We start from the raw sequence: 18,970 nt of genomic DNA on the forward strand, positions 1-18,970 counted from the left end.
ATGAAGGCAAGTGAGGTTCGTAGCATGAGTGCCGACCAGCTCAATGAGAAGCTGGCGGGCCTGAAAAAGGACTTGTTCTTCCTGCGTATGCAGCACGCGACCAACCAGCTTGACAACCCCCTGAAGATTCAGGAGACCAAGCGTGATATTGCCCGAGTCAAGACCATGTTGCGTGAAAAGGAGCTCCACAGCGGAGCTTCCGACAAGCAGTGAGAAGGAGGTAAGCGAAGATGAACGACGAAATGAGAACTTCCTCCCGTAAGACGAGGGTTGGTAAGGTCGTGTCCGACAAGATGGACAAGACTGTTGTTGTGGCCATCGAAGACCGCGTGGCCCATCCCCTATATAAGAAGATCGTTGGCCGCACCTATAAGCTGAAAGCTCACGATGAGCAGAACGCCTGCGGCGTCGGCGACAAGGTCAAGGTCATGGAGACCCGCCCCCTGTCCAAGGACAAGAGATGGCGCGTGGTCGAGATCATTGAGAAAGCAAAGTAAGGAGGTGCCGGAACATGATTCAGCAGGAAACATACCTGAAGGTAGCCGATAACACCGGCGCCAAGGAAATCAAGTGCATCCGCGTTCTGGGCGGATCCAAGCGTAAGTACGGCAACATCGGCGACGTGATTGTGGCCTCCGTCCGCAAGAGCGCTCCCGGCGGAACCGTGAAAAAGGGCGAGGTCGTCAAGGCCGTGATCGTCCGCAGCGCCAAGGGCGTGCGTCGTGCCGACGGCACCTATGTCCGCTTTGACGACAACGCGGCCGTCCTCATCAAGGACGACAAGAACCCCAGAGGTACCCGTATCTTTGGGCCGGTTGCAAGAGAGCTGCGCGATAAGGATTATATGAAGATCCTGTCCCTCGCTCCCGAAGTCATTTAAGGAGGGTGCCGAGATGACAAGTTTGAATGTCAAGAAGGGCGACACCGTCGTCGTCCTGTCCGGCAAGGACAAGGGCAAGCAGGGCAAGGTGCTGGGCACCGTGCCCGCCGAGCGCAAAGTGGTCGTGGAGGGCATCAACATGGTGACCTGCCACGTCAAGCCCCGCAAGCAGGGCGAAGAGGGCGGCATTGTGAAGCGGGAAGCCGCCATGTATGCCTCCAAGGTGCAGGTGGTCTGCCCCAAGTGCGGCAAGGGCACCCGGATTGCCCACAAGATTGAAAACGGCAAGAAGAGCCGCGTGTGCAAGCACTGCGGCGCTGAGCTGTAAGAAAGGGGAGTAGACCGAAAATGGCAAGATTGAAAGAGAAATACAAGGCTGAAGTCGCTCCCGCTTTGATGAAGAAGTTCAACTACAAGAGCGTCATGCAGATTCCCAAGATCGACAAGATCGTCGTCAACGTGGGCTGCGGCGAGGCCCGTGAAAATGCCAAGGTTCTGGAGAACGTGGTGGGCGATCTCAGCGCCATCACCGGCCAGAAGGCCGTCATCACCAAGGCCAAGAAATCCGTGGCAAACTTTAAGCTGCGTGAGGGCATGCCCGTGGGCGCCAAGGTGACGCTGCGCGGCGATAAGATGTGGGAGTTCCTGGACCGCCTCTTTAATGTGGCCCTGCCCCGCGTCCGCGACTTCCGCGGCATCAACCCCAACAGCTTTGACGGCCGCGGCAACTATGCCCTGGGCATCAAAGAGCAGCTGATCTTCCCCGAGATCGAGTACGATAAGATCGACAAGATCCGCGGCATGGATGTCATCATCTGCACCACCGCCCAGACCGACGAAGAGGCCCGTACGCTCCTGGAGCTGGTCGGCGCCCCCTTTGAGCGCTAAGGAGGAGAAACGAAATGGCTAAGAAGTCCATGATTCTGAAGCAGCAGGCGGAGCCGAAGTTCTCCAGCCGCAAGTATAACCGCTGCAAGATCTGCGGCCGCCCCCATGCTTACCTGCGCAACTACGGCGTTTGCCGTATCTGCTTCCGTGAGCTGGCTTACAAGGGCGAGATCCCCGGCGTGAGAAAGGCCTCCTTCTAAGAGGGGGGAGAAGCCTTTCCGTAACTTGGACCAGAGGCCTGCGCCTTTGGATAGATAGGATGGCGAAAGGTCACTGCCAATTACGCGTCATATCGAGCGGGCGCTCCAAATTGGTAGTGATACCTCGCTGCCTGAACGACTTAGATGAGTCGTAACTCTAAAATCAGGAGGAAAATAGAATGCACATCACAGATCCCGTCGCAGATATGCTGACCCGTATCCGCAATGCGAACAGCGCCAAGCATGATACCGTTGATGTCCCCGCCTCCAACATGAAGAAGAGCATCGCTCAGATTCTGCTGGATGAGGGCTACATCAAGAACTTCCAGATTGTGGATGACGGGACCCAGGGGATCATCCGCATCACGCTGAAATACAACGCCGGCAAGGAGAAGGTCATCACCGGCCTGCGCCGTGTCAGCAAACCCGGCCTGCGCGTCTATGTGGGCGCCGACGAGCTGCCCCGCGTGCTCCGTGGCCTGGGCATTGCAATTGTTTCCACGTCCAAGGGCGTCATGACCGACAAGAAGGCCCGCGAGGCCCATGTCGGCGGTGAAGTCCTGGCATTTGTTTGGTAAGGAGGGTATTTGAACTTATGTCAAGAATTGGTAGAATGCCCATTACCGTCCCCGCAGGCGTTACCGTCACGGTCGCCGAGGGTAATGTGGTTACCGTCAAGGGACCTAAGGGTGAGCTGAGCCAGGCTCTGCGCCCTGAAATGATCATCAAGCAGGACGCCGGTGTGCTCACCGTGGAGCGTCCTTCCGAAGACAAGCTGCACCGGAGCCTGCACGGCCTGACCCGCACGCTGCTCAACAACATGGTTGTGGGCGTCAGCGAGGGGTACAAGAAGGAATTGGATGTCAACGGCGTGGGCTACAGAGTGGCAAAAGACGGCAAAAACCTGGTTATGAATATCGGATTTTCCCATCAGGTGATCGTCTCTGAAATCGAGGGCATCACCATTGATGTTCCCGCTCCCAATAAGATTGTGATCAGTGGATGCGACAAGCAGAAGGTGGGCCAGTTCGCCGCCGAAGTCCGCGAGAAGCGTCCCCCCGAGCCCTACAAGGGCAAGGGCATCAAGTACGCCGATGAGGTCATCCGCCGCAAGGTTGGTAAGACCGGCGCCAAGAAGTAAGGAGGTGTGCCGAAATGATTAAAAGACCTGACACCAACGCACAGCGTTTGAAGCGCCACAAGAGGGTGCGTGCCAAAATTTCCGGCACCCCCGAGCAGCCCCGCCTGAATGTGTTCCGCAGTGAAAAGAACATCTACGCACAGGTGATTGACGACGTCAACGGCGTTACATTGTGCAGCGCTTCCTCCCTGGATCAGTCCATCGAAGGGTACGGCGGAAACAAGGCCGCTGCCCGCGAGGTGGGCAAGCTGGTTGCTGAGCGCGCCCTGGCAAAGGGCATTGAAACCGTGGTGTTCGACCGCGGCGGATACCTGTACCACGGCCGTGTGGCAGAACTGGCTGAAGGCGCCCGTGAGGGCGGCCTCAAATTCTGATCGGAGGGAGGAACAACAAAATGGCGAGATTTGAAAAAGAGCCCAGCGAGTTTTCCGAGAAAGTTGTGTCCTTGAACCGAGTGTCCAAAACCGTCAAGGGCGGCCGTATCTTCAAGTTCGCGGCACTGGTTGTCGTGGGCGACGGCAAGGGCCGCGTGGGCTATGGCCTGGGCAAGGCCGCTGAGGTTCCCGAGGCAATCCGCAAGGGAATTGAGGATGCAAAGAAGAACCTGGTGACCGTGACGCTGTCCGGCACCACCATTCCCCATGAGATCATCGGTGAGTTCGGCGCCGGCAGAGTCCTGCTCAAGCCCGCAGCTCCCGGTACCGGCGTGATCGCCGGCGGCGCAGTGCGTGCCGTCGTCGAGGCTGCCGGCATCAAGGATATCCGCACCAAATGTCTGCGCTCCAACAATGCCAACAACGTTGTGGCTGCCACTTTCGAAGGCCTCAAAGCAATGAGAGGACCTGAGGAAGTCGCCCGCATCCGTGGCAAGAGCGTAGAAGAGATTGTGGGTTAAGGAGGAGCTTAAGATGGCAAACTTAAATATTAAGCTCGTCAAGAGCCTGAACGGCAGACTGCAGAAGCAGATTGCAACCGCCAACTCCATGGGCCTGCGCAAGATCGGTGACACCACCGTGCAGCCCGACAATGAACAGACCCGGGGCAAGATCGCCAAGATCGGCTATCTGCTTCAGGTTGAAGAAGCCAACTAAGGGGGTACGAGACTATGAAACTGAATGAACTGTCTCCCGCTGCCGGCTCTACCCGTGAGGCCTATCGCAAGGGCCGCGGCAACGGCTCCGGCAATGGCAAGACCGGTGGCCGCGGCCACAAGGGCCAGAAGGCCCGCAGCGGCGGCGGAGTCCGTATCGGCTTCGAAGGCGGCCAGATGCCCCTTTCCCGCCGTGTCCCGAAGCGCGGCTTCAACAACATCTTCGCCAAGCCTCTGGAGATCATCAATCTCAGCGCGCTGAACGCTTTCGAGGACGGTGAGACCGTCACCAGCGAGGCGCTGCTTGCCAAGGGGATCCTCAGCAAGTGCGAGTATGGATACAAAGTCCTGGGCAACGGCAAGCTGAACCGCAAAGTCACTGTACAGGCATCTGCTTTTTCCAAGTCTGCCAAGGAGGCAATCGAGGCGGCAGGTGGAAAGGCAGAGGTGATGTAACGTGATCCAAACAGTACGCAAAGCGTGGGCTATCCCCGAGCTGCGGAAAAAGATCATCTTTACACTGCTGATTCTGCTGATTTTCCGCATTGGTAATGCGATTACAGTTCCGTATGTCAATGTAGGGCTCTTAGGGGCCTATCTGGACTCCATGAGTGCCACCGTGCTGGGCTTATATAACGTGATGTCCGGCGGTGCGTTTGCTTCCGCCACGGTCTTTGCGCTGAGCATCCAGCCCTATATCAACAGTTCCATCATCATCCAGCTGCTCACCGTGGCCATTCCCGCCCTGGAGCGGATGGCCAAGGAGGGCGGCGAGGAAGGCCGCAAGAAGATCCAGTCCATCACCCGCTATGCCACCGTGGCCATTGCCATTTTGCAGGGCTTCGGCTACTATATGCTGATGAAGAACAACGGGCTTCTGAGCGTGGCGGATCCCACGATCTGGAACGCACTGGTGATCATCGTCACCTTTGTGGCAGGCTCCTCCTTTGTAATGTGGATGGGTGAGCAGGTGACGGAATTCGGCATCGGCAACGGTATCTCCATCATCCTGTTTGCAGGCATTCTCTCCCGTGTCCCGGCCATGGTCTCCAGCATGATCGACAGCGTGAAGATCTGGTCCGGTGTCCAGAGCGGCTCTTTGACCGTAGAGAGCGTGATGAGTGCCTATAACTACACCGAAAAACAGGCCCAGGCTTACCTGAACCAGGCCATCGCCCCCTGGGGCGTAGCCCTGATCGTGGTGGGCATCCTGGCCCTGGTGGTCTTCATCGTGTTCATCAACGACGCCGAGCGCCGCATTCCCGTGCAGTATGCCAAGCGTCAGGTGGGCCGGAAGATGTACGGCGGCCAGAGCACCCACCTTCCCATGAAGGTCAACATGGCCGGCGTGCTGCCCATCATCTTTGCCCAGAGCATCGCGTCCCTGCCCGCCACCATCGCCGCCTTTTTCAAGGCGCCGAAGGAGGGCACCCTGACGTATTCTCTGCTCAATGCCATTGACACCAAGTCCATCCTCTATATGGTGATCTACTTCCTGATGATCATTGGCTTCAGCTATTTCTACGCCACCATTCAGTTCAACCCGGTGGAGATCTCCAACAATTTGAAGAAACAGGGCGGCTTCATCCCCGGCTTCCGTCCGGGCAAGCCCACCACTGACTTCATCACCAAGGTCCTCTCCAAGATTACGCTCTTTGGCGCAATCTATCTGGGCATCGTGGCCATCTGCCCGCTGATTGTTGGTAAGATTATGGGCAATTTCTCCCTGTCTATCGGCGGTACCTCCGTCATCATCGTTGTCGGTGTTGCGCTGGAAACCGTCAAGGCTCTGGAATCCCAGATGCTGATGCGTCAGTACAAGGGTTTCCTGGAATAAGAAGGGAAGCGCAATGAAACTGATTTTGCTGGGTGCTCCCGGCGCCGGCAAGGGCACACAGGCGGAAGTCCTGTGCAGGGAGCTGCAAATTCCCGCGATCTCCACTGGCAACATCCTCCGAGCGGCCATCAAAAACGGCACGCCCACCGGCCGGGAGGCCAAGGCGTATATGGACGGCGGCAACCTGGTGCCGGATGACATCATCATCCGCATCATCACCGAGCGTCTATCGGAGGAAGACTGCAAAAACGGCTATATCCTGGACGGGGTGCCCCGCACCATTGCCCAGGCCGAGGCCCTGGAGAAAGCCGGAATTCAATTCGACGCTGTCCTCTCCATTGAGATCTCCGACGAGGCCATCATGGAGCGCATGAGCGGCCGCCGTGTATGCGAATCCTGCGGGGCCAGCTACCATCTGGTAGCTGTGCCTCCCAAGGTTCCCGGCGTGTGCGAGAAGTGCGGCGGAAAGCTGGTACAGCGCAAGGATGATACGCCCGAGACGGTGAAAGAACGTCTCCAGGTCTATCATAAAGAGACAGAACCGCTGAAGGCCTTTTATGAGGCCCGGGGCGTTCTGAAGTCTGTGGAGACCCAGCCTACCCTGGCTGAGACCTCTCAGGCCATCCTTCATGCGGTAGGGAGATAAGATATGATTACCTTAAAATCCCCGCATGAAATCGAAGCGATGCGCCGAGCTGGAAAACTTACCGCGGCTGCCCGTGCCTTGGCAGGGGAAATGGTAAGGCCCGGCGTAACAACCCAGGAAATTGACGAAGAAGTATACCGGTTTATCACTAAGCACGGCGCCGTCCCGTCCTTTCTGCACTACAACGGCTTTCCTGCGTCCGCCTGCATTTCAGTGAATGACGAGATCATTCACGGGATTCCCGGCAAGAGAATCCTCCAGGAGGGCGACATTGTCAGCGTGGATGTAGGGGCTTACATCGGGGGGTTCCACGGCGACTGTGCGGCAACCTTCCCCTGCGGGAAGATCTCGCCTGAGGCCCAGCGTCTGATCGACGTGACCCGGCAGAGCTTTTTTGAGGGGATCGCCTATGCCAGGGAAGGGCACCGCCTGGGGGATATCTCCTCGGCGATCCAGGCCTACGCGGAGGCAAACGGATTCTCCATCGTGCGCGAGTATGTCGGTCACGGCATCGGAACCAAGATGCACGAATCGCCGGAGGTGCCCAACTACGGGCAACCCGGCCGGGGGCCGCGGCTTCTGCGCGGAATGACCCTGGCAATCGAACCCATGGTGAACGCTGGCAGCGCTGCCATCTGCCAAATGCCGGACGGTTGGACGGTAAAGACGGCGGACGGCGCCTATGCGGCCCACTATGAAAATACGATACTCATCACGGACGGGGCTCCGGAGCTTCTGACGGACCCGGTGTGACGCAGGTGTGAAACGTATGGACATTGCGAAATCAAATATTGTGAAAGCATCCGCCGGCAGAGACCGGGGCAAGCTCTTCTACGTCCTTTGCGTGGAAGGGGAGTACCTGCTGCTGGCGGACGGGAAGGGCCGCAGGGTGGAAGCCCCGAAACGGAAAAAGCGCAGGCATGTGCAATTTGTTTCGGCGGAGCAAACCCGTCTTTCCGAGAAGATCAGAAGCGATGAAAAAATCACAAACAGCGAGCTTCGCAGAGCCCTCGCGAGTTTTCGCGAGACAAGTAATCTGGACCAGGAGGGATAACCTTTGGCAAAATCCGACATGATTGAAGTGGAGGGCGTGGTGGTCGAGTCCCTGCCCAACACGACGTTCCAGGTCGACATTGGAAATGGACACACGATCTTAGCGCATATTTCCGGAAAACTAAGGATGAACTTCATCAGGATTCTGCCCGGTGATAAGGTGACGGTGGAGATGTCTCCCTATGACCTGACCCGTGGCCGGATTACCTGGCGCAGCAAATAGGAGGTTTATTAGTATGAAAGTAAGACCGTCCGTGAAGCCCATGTGCGAAAAGTGCAAAGTGATCCGCCGCAAAGGCCGGGTCATGGTGATTTGTGAGAATCCCAAGCACAAGCAGAGACAGGGCTAACTTTAATTGGAGGTGCTGAAACAGTATGGCAAGAATTGCCGGCATTGACCTGCCGAAGGATAAGCGGATCGAAATTGGCCTGACTTATATCTATGGAATCGGCAGAAAGAGCGCCAAGGATATCCTGGCGCGCACAGGCATCAACCCTGATACCCGCGTGAAAGATCTGACCGACGCCGACGAGGCCAAGCTTCGTGAGGCGATCGATAAGGATTATACCGTGGAAGGCGACCTGCGCCGCAACGTGGCGCTGGACATCAAGCGTCTCACGGAAATCGGCTGCTATCGCGGCATGCGGCACCGCAGAGGCCTGCCCGTCCGCGGCCAGCGCAGCAAGACCAACGCAAGAACCCGCAAGGGCCCCAAGAAGACCATTGCGAACAAGAAGAAGTAAGGAGGGAGATTGAACGATGGCAACAGCGAAAGCAGGAGCCGGTAAGAAGGTCATCCGCCGGCGTCGCGAAAAGAAGAACATTGAGAAGGGCCAGGTGCATATCCGTTCCTCCTTCAACAACACCATGGTGACTGTCACCGATACACAGGGCAACGCGATCTCCTGGGCCTCCTCCGGCGGACAGGGATTCCGCGGCAGCAAGAAGTCCACTCCCTTTGCGGCCCAGACCGCGGCGGAAGTGGCCGCCCGCGCCGCCATGGAGCACGGCCTGAAGACCGTTGAGGTTTTCGTCAAGGGCCCCGGCCAGGGACGTGAGGCCGCCATCCGTGCGCTGCAGGCAGTTGGTCTCGAGGTGACCATGATCAAGGACGTCACCCCCATTCCCCACAACGGCTGCCGCCCCCCCAAGCGCCGCCGCGTCTAATCGAAAGTAGGAGGTATAAAGCATTATGGCAAGATATACCGGAGCAGTCTGCCGCCTGTGCCGCAGAGAAGGCCAAAAGCTCTTCCTGAAGGGCGACCGCTGCTATACGGATAAGTGCTCCATCGAGCGTCGTGGCTACGCTCCTGGCATGCATGGCAACGCAAGAAACAAGAAGCTGTCTGAATATGGCGTGCAGCTGCGCGAAAAGCAGAAGGCCAAGCGCTATTACGGCGTCCTGGAGAACCAGTTCCATGAGTATTTTGAAATGGCCAACAAGCGTCAGGGCATGACTGGCGAGAACCTGCTGTCCATCCTGGAAACCCGTCTGGACAACGTGGTCTATCGCCTGGGCTTTGCCATGAGCCGCGCCGAGGCCCGTCAGCTGGTCCGCCACGCCCACTTTACCGTCAACGGCCGGAAGGTGAACATCCCTTCCTACCTGGTGAAGCCCGGCGAGGTCATTGCGCTGGCTGAAAATTCCCGCAGCATTGAAAAGTTCAAGGGCTCTCTGGAGGCCAATGGTTCCCGCGTGATCCCCAAGTGGCTGGAGATGGATAAGAACAACAATGTGGCAAAAGTCATTGCAGTACCCGCGAGAGAGGATATTGATCTTCCCATCGAGGAACACCTCATCGTTGAGTTGTACTCCAAGTAATAGGAGGAAACCCTCGATCATTAAAACCATTCTTAACGGCGCAATGCCGTATTGCGCCGTCATGCGACGAAGGAGGGTAACTGCATGATTGAAATTGAGAAGCCCCAAATCGAGTGCATCGAGACTCCGGGTGATGCGACCTATGGCAAGTACGTGGTGGAGCCGCTGGAGCGCGGCTACGGCACAACGTTGGGCAACGCGCTGCGCCGCGTCATGCTCTCGTCCTTGCCCGGAACCGCGGCCACATCCATCAAGATCGCCGGGGTGCAGCATGAGTTTTCCACCATTTCCGGTGTCAAAGAGGATGTGACGGAGATCGTCCTGAACATCAAGGGCCTGCTGACCAAGCTTCACAGCGACGGCGGCAAGACAGTCTATATTGAGGCAGTTGGCCCTTGTGAAGTGACTGCCGGCGACATTAAGAGTGACGGCGAGGTGGAGGTGCTCAACCCCGACATGCACATCGCCACATTGGACAACGGCGCCACGCTGAACATGGAGATCACTTTGTCCCATGGCCGCGGCTATGTTTCTGCCGATCACAACAAGCCCCAGCAGCCGGTGATCGGCGTGATCCCCGTGGACTCGATCTATACCCCTGTGTATAAGGTCAATTACACGGTGGAACCCACTCGCGTTGGGAGTCTGACCGACTTCGACAAGCTGACTCTGGAAGTGTGGACCGACGGTACCATCTCCGCCAGGGACGCTGTGTCCCTGGGAGCCAAGATCCTCTGTGACCACTTCACCCTCTTCACTGACCTCAGTGAGAGCGTGGGCAGCAAGCCCACCGTGGTGGAAAAGGCCGAGACACAGCGGGATAAGGTGCTGGAGCTGACCATCGAAGAGCTGGATCTCAGCGTCCGCAGCTTCAACTGCCTCAAGCGTGCCAACATCAACACCGTGGAGGACCTGATTTCCAAGACGGAGGATGAAATGATGAAGGTGCGCAACCTGGGCCGCAAGTCACTGGAAGAGGTCATCAACAAACTGGCCATGATGGGCTTGTCCCTGGCCGACGACGATAACAACTGAGCATCAGGTACGCCCTGATGAAGCCACAAAATTCCTGATAAGGAGGGAACTCAAATGCCCGGAACCCGTAAGCTTGGCAAAACCACCGACCAGCGCAGGGCCATGCTCCGCCAGCAGGTCACCGACTTCCTGGACAACGGCAAGATGGAGACCACCGTCACCCGCGCCAAGGAGATCAAGCCCATGGCTGAAAAGATGATTACGCTGGGTAAGAAGAACGACCTGGCCGCCTATCGCCAGGCGCTGAGCTTTATCACCCGTGAGGATGTCTGCAAGAAGCTGTTCAAGGAGATTGCTCCTACCTATGCAGAGCGCAACGGCGGTTACACCCGCATTGTGCGCACCGGCGTGCGCCGCGGCGATGCCGCTGAGACCGCCATCATCGAGTTGGTGAAATAAAGTCCATTCAACAAAAAGCCCTTTGCTATGTGACATGGAGCGCATAGCAAAGGGCTTTTGTTTTGTGTTTTGAGAGCAGGGACTGGGAGCGGCCATGGCCGCTCCCAGTCCCTTTATGCAGGATCAATCGTCCTGTTCCTGCTCATAGTGCAGGATGCTGCCAGAGGAGGAATCGATCTTGTACTCATAGTCCGTGCTGCCGGAGCGGAACTCCACCTCATAAGCGTTGTCCTCCCAGTCCAGCTTCAGTTCCGTGACCTGGGACTCCTTCAGCCCGGCGTGATTCAGGGCGATGGACTTGGCCTTCTCCCGCCCGATGTCACTGCCGGAGGAGGGGGCAAACGCCTCTTTTTCATACTTCAGCACATTCCCGCTTCCGTCCACCTCATACTCATATTTGGCGGAGGAGGTCCGGAATTCGATATCATAGGAGAGAATACCGTCGTCCTCATCCCGCTCTACCGTGAGGCCGCTCACCTGGGACTCCTTCAGTCCGGCGTGCTGCAAAGCGGCCGCCAGAGCCCGGTCCCGCCCCTGGGACGCATCCCCGGAGCCGGGTGCAGTGCCGGAGGTTCCGGCGCTTTCCTGGGCGCCGGCAAGGATGTTGGCCTTTCCAGACAGTATTTTTCCGGCGTAAGAATCCACTTTGTATTCAAATTCACCTGCTTGTGTATAGAGATCCACCTCATAGTGGGCGGGAGAGTCATCCAACTCCGGGTCCACCTCATAGGTGACGCTGTTCACCTCCAAAACCCCGGCGTAGGCTTGGGCCAGGTAAGCGGCCTCTGCTTTGCCGATTGGCATGCCGGGCGCGCCGGCCTCCACCAGGTCCTTCAGCTCCTCCACGCTCAGCGCCGCCAGGTCTTCAAACTTCAAAGAGCTGTTCAGCCCGATGGCCTGGTTGACCAGGGCGGCTTTTCCGGTGGAGATGTGGTGCTGTCTGGCCTGCTGTTCCAGCCCGGCATCCTGGGTCAGGGTTTGGCTGAGGACGGCCGCATTGGCGGAATTCGTTTCAAGGAGGGAGCCTACGGAAACCTCCAGCTCCTGCTGCAGCTGGGCGGCGCGGGCCTGGTCCTTGTCCTCCACGGAGATCAGGATGGCGGAGGATACGCTCCCAAGATATCCGTGGCGCACCAGGGAACCCACAATGGCGTTGACCGCCACGTCCAATTTGGTGCCTTTCAGATCCCGGCCGCCGTCCATATCCGACAGGATCTCCACCGCTTCATCGTTCAACGGGGTGCAGGCAAGCACTGTTTCACGCTGGTTTACACTCAGCTCAATGCTGGGGTTGACATCCAAGGATACCACGGAGGCCACCGCATAGGCCTGCTGATAGAACAGCCCGCCGCCTCCGCCGATCAGCACCAGGGCAAGGCAGGCGGCGACCAAAACGCGTATCATGGGGGTTTTCTTTGCTTTCATAGGGATCACAGTTCCTTTCCGCGTCTCACAGCGGGAGAGGAGCACATCCAGATCGTTGGGCGCCGCGTGGGCTACGGCCTCTTTCAGACGCTGTTCCAGTTCCTGATCCGTCATTGGTCCTCTCCTCCTTCCAATAAGACTTTCATTTTTTTCAGCGCACGGTGATACTTGGACAGGACAGTGGCCAGGGGCAGCTCCAGTACGGCGGCAATCTCCCGGTGCTTTAAGCCGGCGACCGCGTGGAGCAGAACCACTTGCCGCTCCTGATCTCCCAAGGCGCCCAGTGCGCCCTGGAGCATCTGACGGTCCTCAGGTGAGAGCCCGCTTTCAGCCGCGGGAAGGGCGTCCCACGCTTCCTCGCTCAGCTCTGAGCGGCGATCGCCCTGGCGTAAACGCATCCGCGACAGGTTCCGGGCGATGGTCAGCAGCCATGCCATGGGAGACCCTTGGGGGCGGTACTGGGGCGCGTGATCCCAGACCTGGACAAAGGCGTCCTGGGTCACGTCCTGGGCATCCTGGGCGTTTTTCAGGAAGGAGAGGGCCATTGCATAGACTGCCGCCCGGGTACGGCAGTACAGCTCCGCCAGGGCCTCCCGGTCACCCTGGGCAATGCCGGCCAACAGCCTTTCCAGTTCCTCTTGTTCCGCTCTGCCCGCCTGTTCTGTTGTCTGGGGTCCCATTGCGATCCACATGTTTTCTTTCTCCTGTCATCTGAGAAATGCGCGGGAACCGTGTTTTATTGCAGGGAACCAAAAAAATTTGCCCGCACTGCAAAACAGCAGTGCTTTACGCTATTATACCAGATTTCGGCATAAATCAAAGCGGGAATCGGAGCACGCCCTTCATCATCAACGCAATGGAGCGCATCATGCAGGCAGCGGATTCTATGGGCATGCAGTGCTCAACCCTCGCCATGTGATTGTATTATTTTTCCAACCCATATAAAACATAGAAAAGCCGGGAGATTTTTGTTGAAATCTCCCGGTTTATTTATATGCCGCCGTCACAAACTACGAAAGCCGAATTTGTGAGGAGGTCTTGTCATGCGCCGTATCTTGATGATTGTTTTTCTGCTTTTTGTGCTGATGTTTCCCAGCCCTGAGCCCGATGCCGCTGCCTCCGGCGAGGCGGATGTGGAGGTCACATACTATGTGGCGCTGACCTTCGACGACGGCCCCCGGCGCATCACTACGGAGCGGCTTTTGGATGGGCTGCGGGAGCGGGGGGCCAGCGCCACGTTTTTCCTGATCGGTGAGCAGATTGAAGAGAACGCGGATGTGGTGCAGCGGATGAAGGCCGAGGGGCATCAGGTGGGCAACCACACCTGGTCCCACGTGAAGATCGAAGGCATGAATCAAAGTGCGGCGCAGGAGGAAATCCGTCACACGGACCAAGTGCTGAAAGAGCTGTTGGGGGAGGATACGTATTGGCTTCGCCCGCCCTATGGCCTGATCAACCAGCGGGAGCGGAGCTGGATCACCGTGCCTATGGTACAGTGGTCTGTGGACCCGGAGGACTGGAAGTATCAAAATACGGACCGGGTGGTCTCCTCAGTTTTAAACCATGTCAAGCCCGGTTCCATCATCCTGCTTCACGACACCTATCCCACCTCTGTGGACGCGGCACTGCGGATTGTGGATACCTTGCAGGGCCAGGGCTATGAATTTGTCACCGTGGAGGAACTCCTTGCCCTGAACGGCGTGGCGCCTCAAGCGGGCACCATGTACGTCTCCGCCGACCAGTCCCTTTAAAAGCAATAGAAGTGATCTGGATAATGGACGAAACACCAGGCCGCAGTGTAGAGGGCAAGAGCCGTGCAGACGATCAGGACGCAGAGCAGCATACCCACCCAATCGTATTTGATCCGGCAGCGGCGCCGCGAGGCCAGCAGCGTCTCCACCCCCAGGCTCACCAGAGCCAGGGGGGCCGCCTGGAGAACCCAGCGCAGGTCAAGCTCTGGAAAAAACATGGAAATCAGCATAAAGACTCCGGAGACCACCAGGACCAAGCCCATGGTAAACGTGCCCACCCGGCGGACACCGGGCTCCTTTTCTTGGACGGGAGCGGACTCATTCATCCTGATTCGCCTCCTTGTGGCTGTCCTGGGTCAGCGTGATGGCCGCCGGTCCGGCCGGCTCACCCACAGGATCGGCGCTTTGCTGTGTTTCGCTTTGCTCCGGAGGGATAAAGGAGTAGTCCTCCTCGTCCTCATTGTTCCTGGGGCCGCGGATGAACCAGATGCCAAGGCAGATGATCAAAATGGTGACCACGGTCCTGGGCAGGGTGTACATCACAAGGCTCCGGATCCACCAGAAGCCGTCCCAGTAATTGACGAGCAGGTCCATCAGCTGGTCAATCACCGTATTGTAGAATACATAGATGCCAAGGCCGACCAGCACCCAGCCGATGATGCTGTGGCGCCGCATGCACAGGGCACTGAGGCGCTGACTGTCCAACTCGGACAATCCGAACAGGTACTCATCGCTCTGCATGTCGTCTTCCGGCTGATTGCGGAGGTTGTAACTGTCAAAGAAGGCGTAGACCCAGATCACCGGCAGCAAAATAGCCAGTTCCCCGATGTTGAGAAAGGACGCGACGCCGATGATGGCACAGCATATCCCCAACAGGGATACGCCCCGCTTCATATATCCCTGATACATTTGGCCGCAGCCAGGGATACAAGCGCAGAGAAATAAGAGGATTCCACTTTTACGATTCATGATTTGTTTCCCTCCAATTGTGATTGCTGTTTCCGGAAAAGGCGCTGAACGCGCCGTCCAATTTGTCAAAGATGGAATTGAGCGAGTCATTCCATTGCTGGGGCCAGCTGCCCAGGTTCTGCGTAAAGGTCGTGTCCGATTGGGAGAGCTGACTGGAGCGCTCCACGATGCCGCCAAAGATGCCGAATCCCCAGAGGGAGAACACGATGATGAGCGCGGCGGCCGCCGTGGCGTAGCGGCTGGTCAGGATACGGATGGAGCGCAGGCGGATCCGGTGCCACAGCCCGCCATGGCAGGAGCGCATGGGCATCTCCAGTTCAGTTTCCGCCAAAAGATCGGTATATCGCATCAGACACACGTCGCAGTAGGCAAGGTGCTCGGCGATCTCCAGCCGGGAGAGATCACTGAGTGCTCTGCCGCATTTCAAAGCGGACAGGGCCTCATCCGTCAGATGCCCATTTTCATGAAATAGTTCCATTGCGCTCCCTCCTTTCCAATTCTTCCCGCAGCAGCCGCTTGCCGCGGGAGAGCTGCGTATGTATGGTTTTCACGGGTCTGCCCAAGGCCAAAGCGATTTCCTCCGGCTTTTTTTCTTCCAAAAGGGCCATAACGCAGACCCGGCGGTATGGCTCCTTCATCGCCCGGATCATATTCGCAATGGCGGATGCCTCGCTGCGGGCGATGGCCTGGGACTCCAGAGGCGGGGCGGTGGCCAGGGGCAGTGCGTCATCGCCGGGCAGGACCGTGCGGCGGCGGTAGGCGCTTTGCAGGTAGTCCTTTGCCTTATTGACGGCGATCCGGGCCAGCCACTGCTTGGCGTATCCCTCCGGACAGCTGTCACGGTGGGTATAGGCGGAGAGGAAGGTCTCTTGGGTCAGGTCCTCCGCTGCGGCACTGTCCTGCACCATCTGGCGGCAGACGGTGTAGACAAGCCGTTCATATTGGATGACCAGCTGGTCAAAGGATTCATTTGTCGTAGCCGGCCACCTCCCTGCTGCGCTGCGCTGTCTATGATACGATCCGCCCGGAGACATTTCTTCAAAAAGAGAAAATTTTTTAAAATACCGTGGGCGGGACGCTCTATTGCGGGTCTTTATAAAAAAAGGCCGTTTGCCTTTTTAAAAGGCAAACGGCCCGGGAAAGCAAAGAGACTTACTGGAGAATATTCAGAACCAGGGTCAGCACAATGAAAACAGCACCCACCCACTTGGTGGCGCGGGCCAGCTTGGCATCCATGGTCTTTGCCTGGTTTTTCGCCATAAAGGAATCGGCCACGCCGCCGATGCTGCCGGACAGGCCGGCGCTCTTACCGGACTGGAACAGGACGATCAGAGTAATGGCCAGGCCGCAGAGCAATTGAAGAATCGTAATTGCCAAAGTCATAATGGATAACCCTCCAAAAAATTTTAATCCATGCGCGAACGCAGACATATCACAGACTTAAATGTTACCATAGAAAACTCTGATTTTCAAGTGGGAAAAGCAGTTTTTTTCAGATTTTCGGGCATGTGCGGAAAAGTTTTTTACAATGTATGAAACAAATGTTTGCTTTTTAAATGCAGCTGTGGTACACTGAAAAAAACAAAAAGAAGCGGGAGGTAGTCGGATGCCGGTGCTCTCTAAGATGCAGCAGAAAATTTACGATTTTATTGAATCCTTTGTACAGGATCAGGGCTATCCGCCCTCCGTGCGGGAGATCGGCGACGCAGTGGGCTTAAAATCCCCCTCCACGGTCCACTTCCATCTGAAGCACCTGGAGGAGCTGGGTGTGCTGCAAAAAAGCGCGGGCAAGGGCCGGGCCCTGGCGCTGGTTGCATCGCCGAAAAAGGCGGTTCCGGAGCCGGCTGCAACTCTACTCCCTCAGGAGGAAGCGGAACACCAGATTCCCATTGTGGGCAATGTGGCGGCCGGCAGCCCGATCCTGGCGGAGGAGTGCATTGAGGACTATTTGACCTTTGACACCGGCGGCCGGGGCGGCGAGTGCTTTGCCCTGCGGGTGCGGGGTGAATCCATGATCAACGCAGGTATCTTAGACGGGGACCTGGTGGTGGTGCGCCAGCAGCCCGATGCCGTGAGCGGCGAGATCGTGGTGGCGCTTTTGGAGGATGAGGCCACGGTCAAGCGGCTGTCCCGGAAAAACGGACAGACCTGGCTGCTGCCGGAAAATGAGGCCTATCAGCCCATTGACGGAACATATGCCCGGATTTTGGGCAAGGTTATGGCGGTTGTTCGCCGGTATTGATTGAAAAGAGACAGGGGAGCTTCCCCTGTCTCTTTTGCGCCTTCACCCTGATGGACAGCTATTGGGCCAGGTGGATGGCCCACCCCTCCAGGCCGTGGAAGGGATCGGTGGCGGTGGGGGAGAGGCCCTCCATCACACCGGACTGGGTCAGGACGGAGGTGGTCTTGAAGCACACCGGGAGGATAGGCGCCTGATACTGAAGATGGCGGCAAAGGGCGTCCATGGCGCTCTCGCGGCTTTCGGCCGCACCGTAGGCGCTCAGAAGCTGATCCGTGGCCGCGTCGCTGTAGCGGCCGTAGTTCAGCGTTCCGCCGGTGCCCACCAGGGATGAGAGGTCCCAGTCCGGGCTGAGGCGGACTTCACCATAGTAGAGGTCGAACCGTCCGGCCGATAGGGCCGCGGTAAACTCCTCCCAGGGCAGAACCTCCACCTCCACCGTCAGGTCGCAGACAGAAAGGGAGGAGGCGATATACTTGGCCACCGACACCTTAAAGGGGTTCTCTTCGTTGACCAGCATGGTCAGTGTGTGGTGGGCCCCGCTGTTCAGGCCGGCTGTATTCAGGGCCGATTCAAAGTCCTCATAGGAGTAGGCGCGCTCCAGGCCAGTGGGATAGAGACTGGAAGCTGGGGAGATGGGGAACTGGGACGGCGTGCCGTGGCCGGACAAAAAGGCACTGACCGCCGTGGGGCGGTTGATCCCCAGGCTCAGCGCCCGGCGTACCGCCGCGTCGGAGAGCAGGGTGCGTGAGACATTCAGCCCCACGTACTGTAGGATCGTGGTGTCGGTGTCGCTGAAGGTGATGCTCCCCGTGGTGCTGACGGTCTTGGCCCCGGTGAGGTCGGCGGTGATGAGCTGGATCTCGTGGGAGGTGAACTGGTAGAGCGTGGTGTCCATGTCCGGGGACTCCACCAGCTCAATCCGCTCCGCCGGAGCGGGTTTGGCGCCCCACCAGGCCGGGTTCGCCCGGAGATAGGGGCCGTTTTCATCGGTCATATAGAGGTAGGGGCCGGTGCCCAGGGGCACTGTGTTGCCCTCTGTGCCATGTTTGACGATGGGGATGTCCAGCAGGGAGGGCAGGGAGGTGTTGGCGGAGGAGAGCACCACTGTCACCACGTTGCCGCTGCCTGTGATGGAAGCGACGTCGTCAAAGCGGGCGGCGTAGCGATCTGAGGTGCGGGCACGGTTCAGTTGGGCGGCCACGTCCTCGCCGGTGAGCCCGGAGCCGTCGCTGAAGGTCACTCCGGTGCGCAGGGTAAAGGTATAGGTCAGCGTTTCAGCCTGATAGCTGAACTCGTCGCAGAGGGAGTTTTGGGGCGCGAAAGTCTCGTCCAGACGGAAGAGCCCCTCGTACAGCAGGGCGCCCACTGTCTGCTGGATCCCGTCGGCGCAGGTGATGGGATCCAGTGTCTGATCCGGCAGGTAGGGCAGCGCAAATTGCTCCGGCAGGGCGGCAGGCTCCTCCACCTCCGGAGGCTCAGCGCTGGAGTCGATCACGGTGGTGTCGCCGGGCAGAGTCTCTCCTTCGCTCCAGCAGCCGCTGAGCAAAAGGGCAGCTGCCAGCACGATGGCGCTCAGGCGGATTCGTCTCAT

33 protein-coding genes are annotated in these 18,970 nt (G+C 58.0%); 25 read left to right on the forward strand and 8 right to left on the reverse strand.

Annotation, left to right across the window (positions count from 1 at the left end):
* From rpmC to rplQ, 23 genes are all read left to right on the forward strand, one after another.
* Entirely contained in the window at window positions 1-213 is a 213-nt protein-coding gene (gene rpmC / locus H8790_RS01340) for a 50S ribosomal protein L29 (protein WP_187333313.1), read from the forward strand.
* Between the two features lie 17 nt (window positions 214-230).
* Window positions 231-497: a 30S ribosomal protein S17 gene (gene rpsQ, locus H8790_RS01345; RefSeq protein ID WP_449866952.1), complete on the forward strand. Its 267-nt coding sequence runs from the start codon at window positions 231-233 to the stop codon at window positions 495-497.
* A gap of 14 nt (window positions 498-511) precedes the next feature.
* Window positions 512-880: a 50S ribosomal protein L14 gene (gene rplN / locus H8790_RS01350; protein ID WP_187333314.1), complete on the forward strand. Its 369-nt coding sequence runs from the start codon at window positions 512-514 to the stop codon at window positions 878-880.
* 13 nt (window positions 881-893) lie between these two features.
* Window positions 894-1,208 carry a 50S ribosomal protein L24 gene (rplX, locus tag H8790_RS01355; RefSeq protein WP_187333315.1) on the forward strand — a complete coding sequence of 105 codons (315 nt, stop codon included), beginning with the start codon at window positions 894-896 and terminating at the stop codon, window positions 1,206-1,208.
* Window positions 1,209-1,228: 20 nt separating this feature from the next.
* Window positions 1,229-1,768 (forward strand): 50S ribosomal protein L5, encoded by a 540-nt coding sequence (rplE, locus tag H8790_RS01360; RefSeq protein ID WP_187333316.1) that lies wholly within the window; start codon window positions 1,229-1,231, stop codon window positions 1,766-1,768.
* A 14-nt stretch (window positions 1,769-1,782) separates the two neighbouring features.
* Window positions 1,783-1,968: a type Z 30S ribosomal protein S14 gene (locus H8790_RS01365; RefSeq protein WP_187333317.1), complete on the forward strand. Its 186-nt coding sequence runs from the start codon at window positions 1,783-1,785 to the stop codon at window positions 1,966-1,968.
* Window positions 1,969-2,147: 179 nt separating this feature from the next.
* Window positions 2,148-2,546: a 30S ribosomal protein S8 gene (rpsH, locus tag H8790_RS01370; protein ID WP_187333318.1), complete on the forward strand. Its 399-nt coding sequence runs from the start codon at window positions 2,148-2,150 to the stop codon at window positions 2,544-2,546.
* A 17-nt stretch (window positions 2,547-2,563) separates the two neighbouring features.
* A complete protein-coding gene (gene rplF / locus H8790_RS01375) occupies window positions 2,564-3,109 on the forward strand; it encodes a 50S ribosomal protein L6 (RefSeq protein WP_187333319.1) in 546 nt (181 codons plus the stop codon).
* A gap of 14 nt (window positions 3,110-3,123) precedes the next feature.
* A complete protein-coding gene (gene rplR, locus H8790_RS01380; RefSeq protein WP_187333320.1) occupies window positions 3,124-3,483 on the forward strand; it encodes a 50S ribosomal protein L18 in 360 nt (119 codons plus the stop codon).
* A 20-nt stretch (window positions 3,484-3,503) separates the two neighbouring features.
* The gene (gene rpsE / locus H8790_RS01385; RefSeq protein ID WP_187333321.1) at window positions 3,504-4,004 is read left to right on the forward strand and encodes a 30S ribosomal protein S5; all 501 of its coding nucleotides are present in this window, start codon (window positions 3,504-3,506) and stop codon (window positions 4,002-4,004) included.
* 13 nt (window positions 4,005-4,017) lie between these two features.
* Window positions 4,018-4,200: a 50S ribosomal protein L30 gene (rpmD, locus tag H8790_RS01390; RefSeq protein WP_187333322.1), complete on the forward strand. Its 183-nt coding sequence runs from the start codon at window positions 4,018-4,020 to the stop codon at window positions 4,198-4,200.
* Window positions 4,201-4,214: 14 nt separating this feature from the next.
* Complete coding sequence (gene rplO, locus H8790_RS01395; RefSeq protein WP_187333323.1) at window positions 4,215-4,655, forward strand: 50S ribosomal protein L15; 441 nt, start codon at window positions 4,215-4,217, stop codon at window positions 4,653-4,655.
* 1 nt (window position 4,656) lies between these two features.
* Window positions 4,657-6,036, forward strand: a complete 1,380-nt coding sequence (gene secY / locus H8790_RS01400; protein WP_187333324.1) for a preprotein translocase subunit SecY — start codon at window positions 4,657-4,659, stop codon at window positions 6,034-6,036.
* 13 nt (window positions 6,037-6,049) lie between these two features.
* On the forward strand, window positions 6,050-6,682 hold the full coding sequence (locus H8790_RS01405; RefSeq protein ID WP_187333325.1) for an adenylate kinase: 633 nt from the start codon (window positions 6,050-6,052) through the stop codon (window positions 6,680-6,682).
* A gap of 3 nt (window positions 6,683-6,685) precedes the next feature.
* A complete protein-coding gene (map, locus tag H8790_RS01410) occupies window positions 6,686-7,435 on the forward strand; it encodes a type I methionyl aminopeptidase (protein WP_187333326.1) in 750 nt (249 codons plus the stop codon).
* A gap of 16 nt (window positions 7,436-7,451) precedes the next feature.
* A complete protein-coding gene (locus H8790_RS01415; RefSeq protein WP_187333327.1) occupies window positions 7,452-7,736 on the forward strand; it encodes a KOW domain-containing RNA-binding protein in 285 nt (94 codons plus the stop codon).
* A gap of 3 nt (window positions 7,737-7,739) precedes the next feature.
* A complete protein-coding gene (gene infA, locus H8790_RS01420) occupies window positions 7,740-7,958 on the forward strand; it encodes a translation initiation factor IF-1 (RefSeq protein WP_021858709.1) in 219 nt (72 codons plus the stop codon).
* Between the two features lie 13 nt (window positions 7,959-7,971).
* Window positions 7,972-8,085, forward strand: a complete 114-nt coding sequence (gene rpmJ / locus H8790_RS01425; protein ID WP_014116882.1) for a 50S ribosomal protein L36 — start codon at window positions 7,972-7,974, stop codon at window positions 8,083-8,085.
* A 25-nt stretch (window positions 8,086-8,110) separates the two neighbouring features.
* Entirely contained in the window at window positions 8,111-8,479 is a 369-nt protein-coding gene (rpsM, locus tag H8790_RS01430) for a 30S ribosomal protein S13 (RefSeq protein ID WP_187333328.1), read from the forward strand.
* A gap of 16 nt (window positions 8,480-8,495) precedes the next feature.
* Complete coding sequence (gene rpsK, locus H8790_RS01435) at window positions 8,496-8,903, forward strand: 30S ribosomal protein S11 (protein WP_187333329.1); 408 nt, start codon at window positions 8,496-8,498, stop codon at window positions 8,901-8,903.
* Between the two features lie 25 nt (window positions 8,904-8,928).
* Entirely contained in the window at window positions 8,929-9,558 is a 630-nt protein-coding gene (gene rpsD / locus H8790_RS01440; protein ID WP_187333330.1) for a 30S ribosomal protein S4, read from the forward strand.
* Between the two features lie 84 nt (window positions 9,559-9,642).
* Window positions 9,643-10,593 (forward strand): DNA-directed RNA polymerase subunit alpha, encoded by a 951-nt coding sequence (locus H8790_RS01445; RefSeq protein ID WP_187333331.1) that lies wholly within the window; start codon window positions 9,643-9,645, stop codon window positions 10,591-10,593.
* Between the two features lie 54 nt (window positions 10,594-10,647).
* Complete coding sequence (gene rplQ / locus H8790_RS01450; RefSeq protein ID WP_187333332.1) at window positions 10,648-10,992, forward strand: 50S ribosomal protein L17; 345 nt, start codon at window positions 10,648-10,650, stop codon at window positions 10,990-10,992.
* A gap of 123 nt (window positions 10,993-11,115) precedes the next feature.
* Here rplQ and H8790_RS01455 read toward each other — a convergent pair whose 3' ends face one another.
* Window positions 11,116-12,531: an anti-sigma-I factor RsgI family protein gene (locus H8790_RS01455; protein ID WP_187333333.1), complete on the reverse strand. Its 1,416-nt coding sequence runs from the start codon at window positions 12,529-12,531 to the stop codon at window positions 11,116-11,118.
* Window positions 12,528-13,109 carry an RNA polymerase sigma factor gene (locus H8790_RS01460; RefSeq protein ID WP_243208534.1) on the reverse strand — a complete coding sequence of 194 codons (582 nt, stop codon included), beginning with the start codon at window positions 13,107-13,109 and terminating at the stop codon, window positions 12,528-12,530. The genes H8790_RS01455 and H8790_RS01460 overlap by 4 nt, the downstream gene beginning before the upstream one ends.
* A 351-nt stretch (window positions 13,110-13,460) precedes the next feature.
* On the opposite strand from H8790_RS01460, the gene H8790_RS01465 reads away from it, so the two are divergent.
* On the forward strand, window positions 13,461-14,168 hold the full coding sequence (locus H8790_RS01465) for a polysaccharide deacetylase family protein (protein WP_187333334.1): 708 nt from the start codon (window positions 13,461-13,463) through the stop codon (window positions 14,166-14,168).
* On the opposite strand, the gene H8790_RS01470 is transcribed toward H8790_RS01465, so the two are convergent.
* From H8790_RS01470 to secG, 5 genes are all read right to left on the reverse strand, one after another.
* A complete protein-coding gene (locus tag H8790_RS01470; RefSeq protein WP_187333335.1) occupies window positions 14,165-14,494 on the reverse strand; it encodes a hypothetical protein in 330 nt (109 codons plus the stop codon). The genes H8790_RS01465 and H8790_RS01470 overlap by 4 nt on opposite strands.
* Window positions 14,487-15,077, reverse strand: coding sequence for a hypothetical protein (locus tag H8790_RS01475; protein ID WP_187333336.1), 591 nt, complete (start codon window positions 15,075-15,077; stop codon window positions 14,487-14,489). The genes H8790_RS01470 and H8790_RS01475 overlap by 8 nt, the downstream gene beginning before the upstream one ends.
* A gap of 49 nt (window positions 15,078-15,126) precedes the next feature.
* A complete protein-coding gene (locus tag H8790_RS01480; protein ID WP_187333337.1) occupies window positions 15,127-15,615 on the reverse strand; it encodes a hypothetical protein in 489 nt (162 codons plus the stop codon).
* On the reverse strand, window positions 15,599-16,171 hold the full coding sequence (locus tag H8790_RS01485; protein ID WP_187333338.1) for an RNA polymerase sigma factor: 573 nt from the start codon (window positions 16,169-16,171) through the stop codon (window positions 15,599-15,601). Before H8790_RS01485 ends, H8790_RS01480 begins: the two co-directional genes overlap by 17 nt.
* Window positions 16,172-16,289: 118 nt before the next feature.
* Window positions 16,290-16,520, reverse strand: coding sequence for a preprotein translocase subunit SecG (gene secG / locus H8790_RS01490; RefSeq protein ID WP_187333339.1), 231 nt, complete (start codon window positions 16,518-16,520; stop codon window positions 16,290-16,292).
* 223 nt (window positions 16,521-16,743) lie between these two features.
* Between secG and lexA the strand changes: the two genes are divergently transcribed.
* The gene (lexA, locus tag H8790_RS01495) at window positions 16,744-17,379 is read left to right on the forward strand and encodes a transcriptional repressor LexA (RefSeq protein WP_187333340.1); all 636 of its coding nucleotides are present in this window, start codon (window positions 16,744-16,746) and stop codon (window positions 17,377-17,379) included.
* 58 nt (window positions 17,380-17,437) lie between these two features.
* On the opposite strand, the gene H8790_RS01500 is transcribed toward lexA, so the two are convergent.
* A complete protein-coding gene (locus H8790_RS01500) occupies window positions 17,438-18,970 on the reverse strand; it encodes an ABC transporter substrate-binding protein (protein ID WP_187333341.1) in 1,533 nt (510 codons plus the stop codon).

It is taken from the genome of Oscillibacter hominis (assembly GCF_014334055.1).
Taxonomy (GTDB): Bacteria; Bacillota; Clostridia; order Oscillospirales; family Oscillospiraceae; genus Oscillibacter; species Oscillibacter hominis.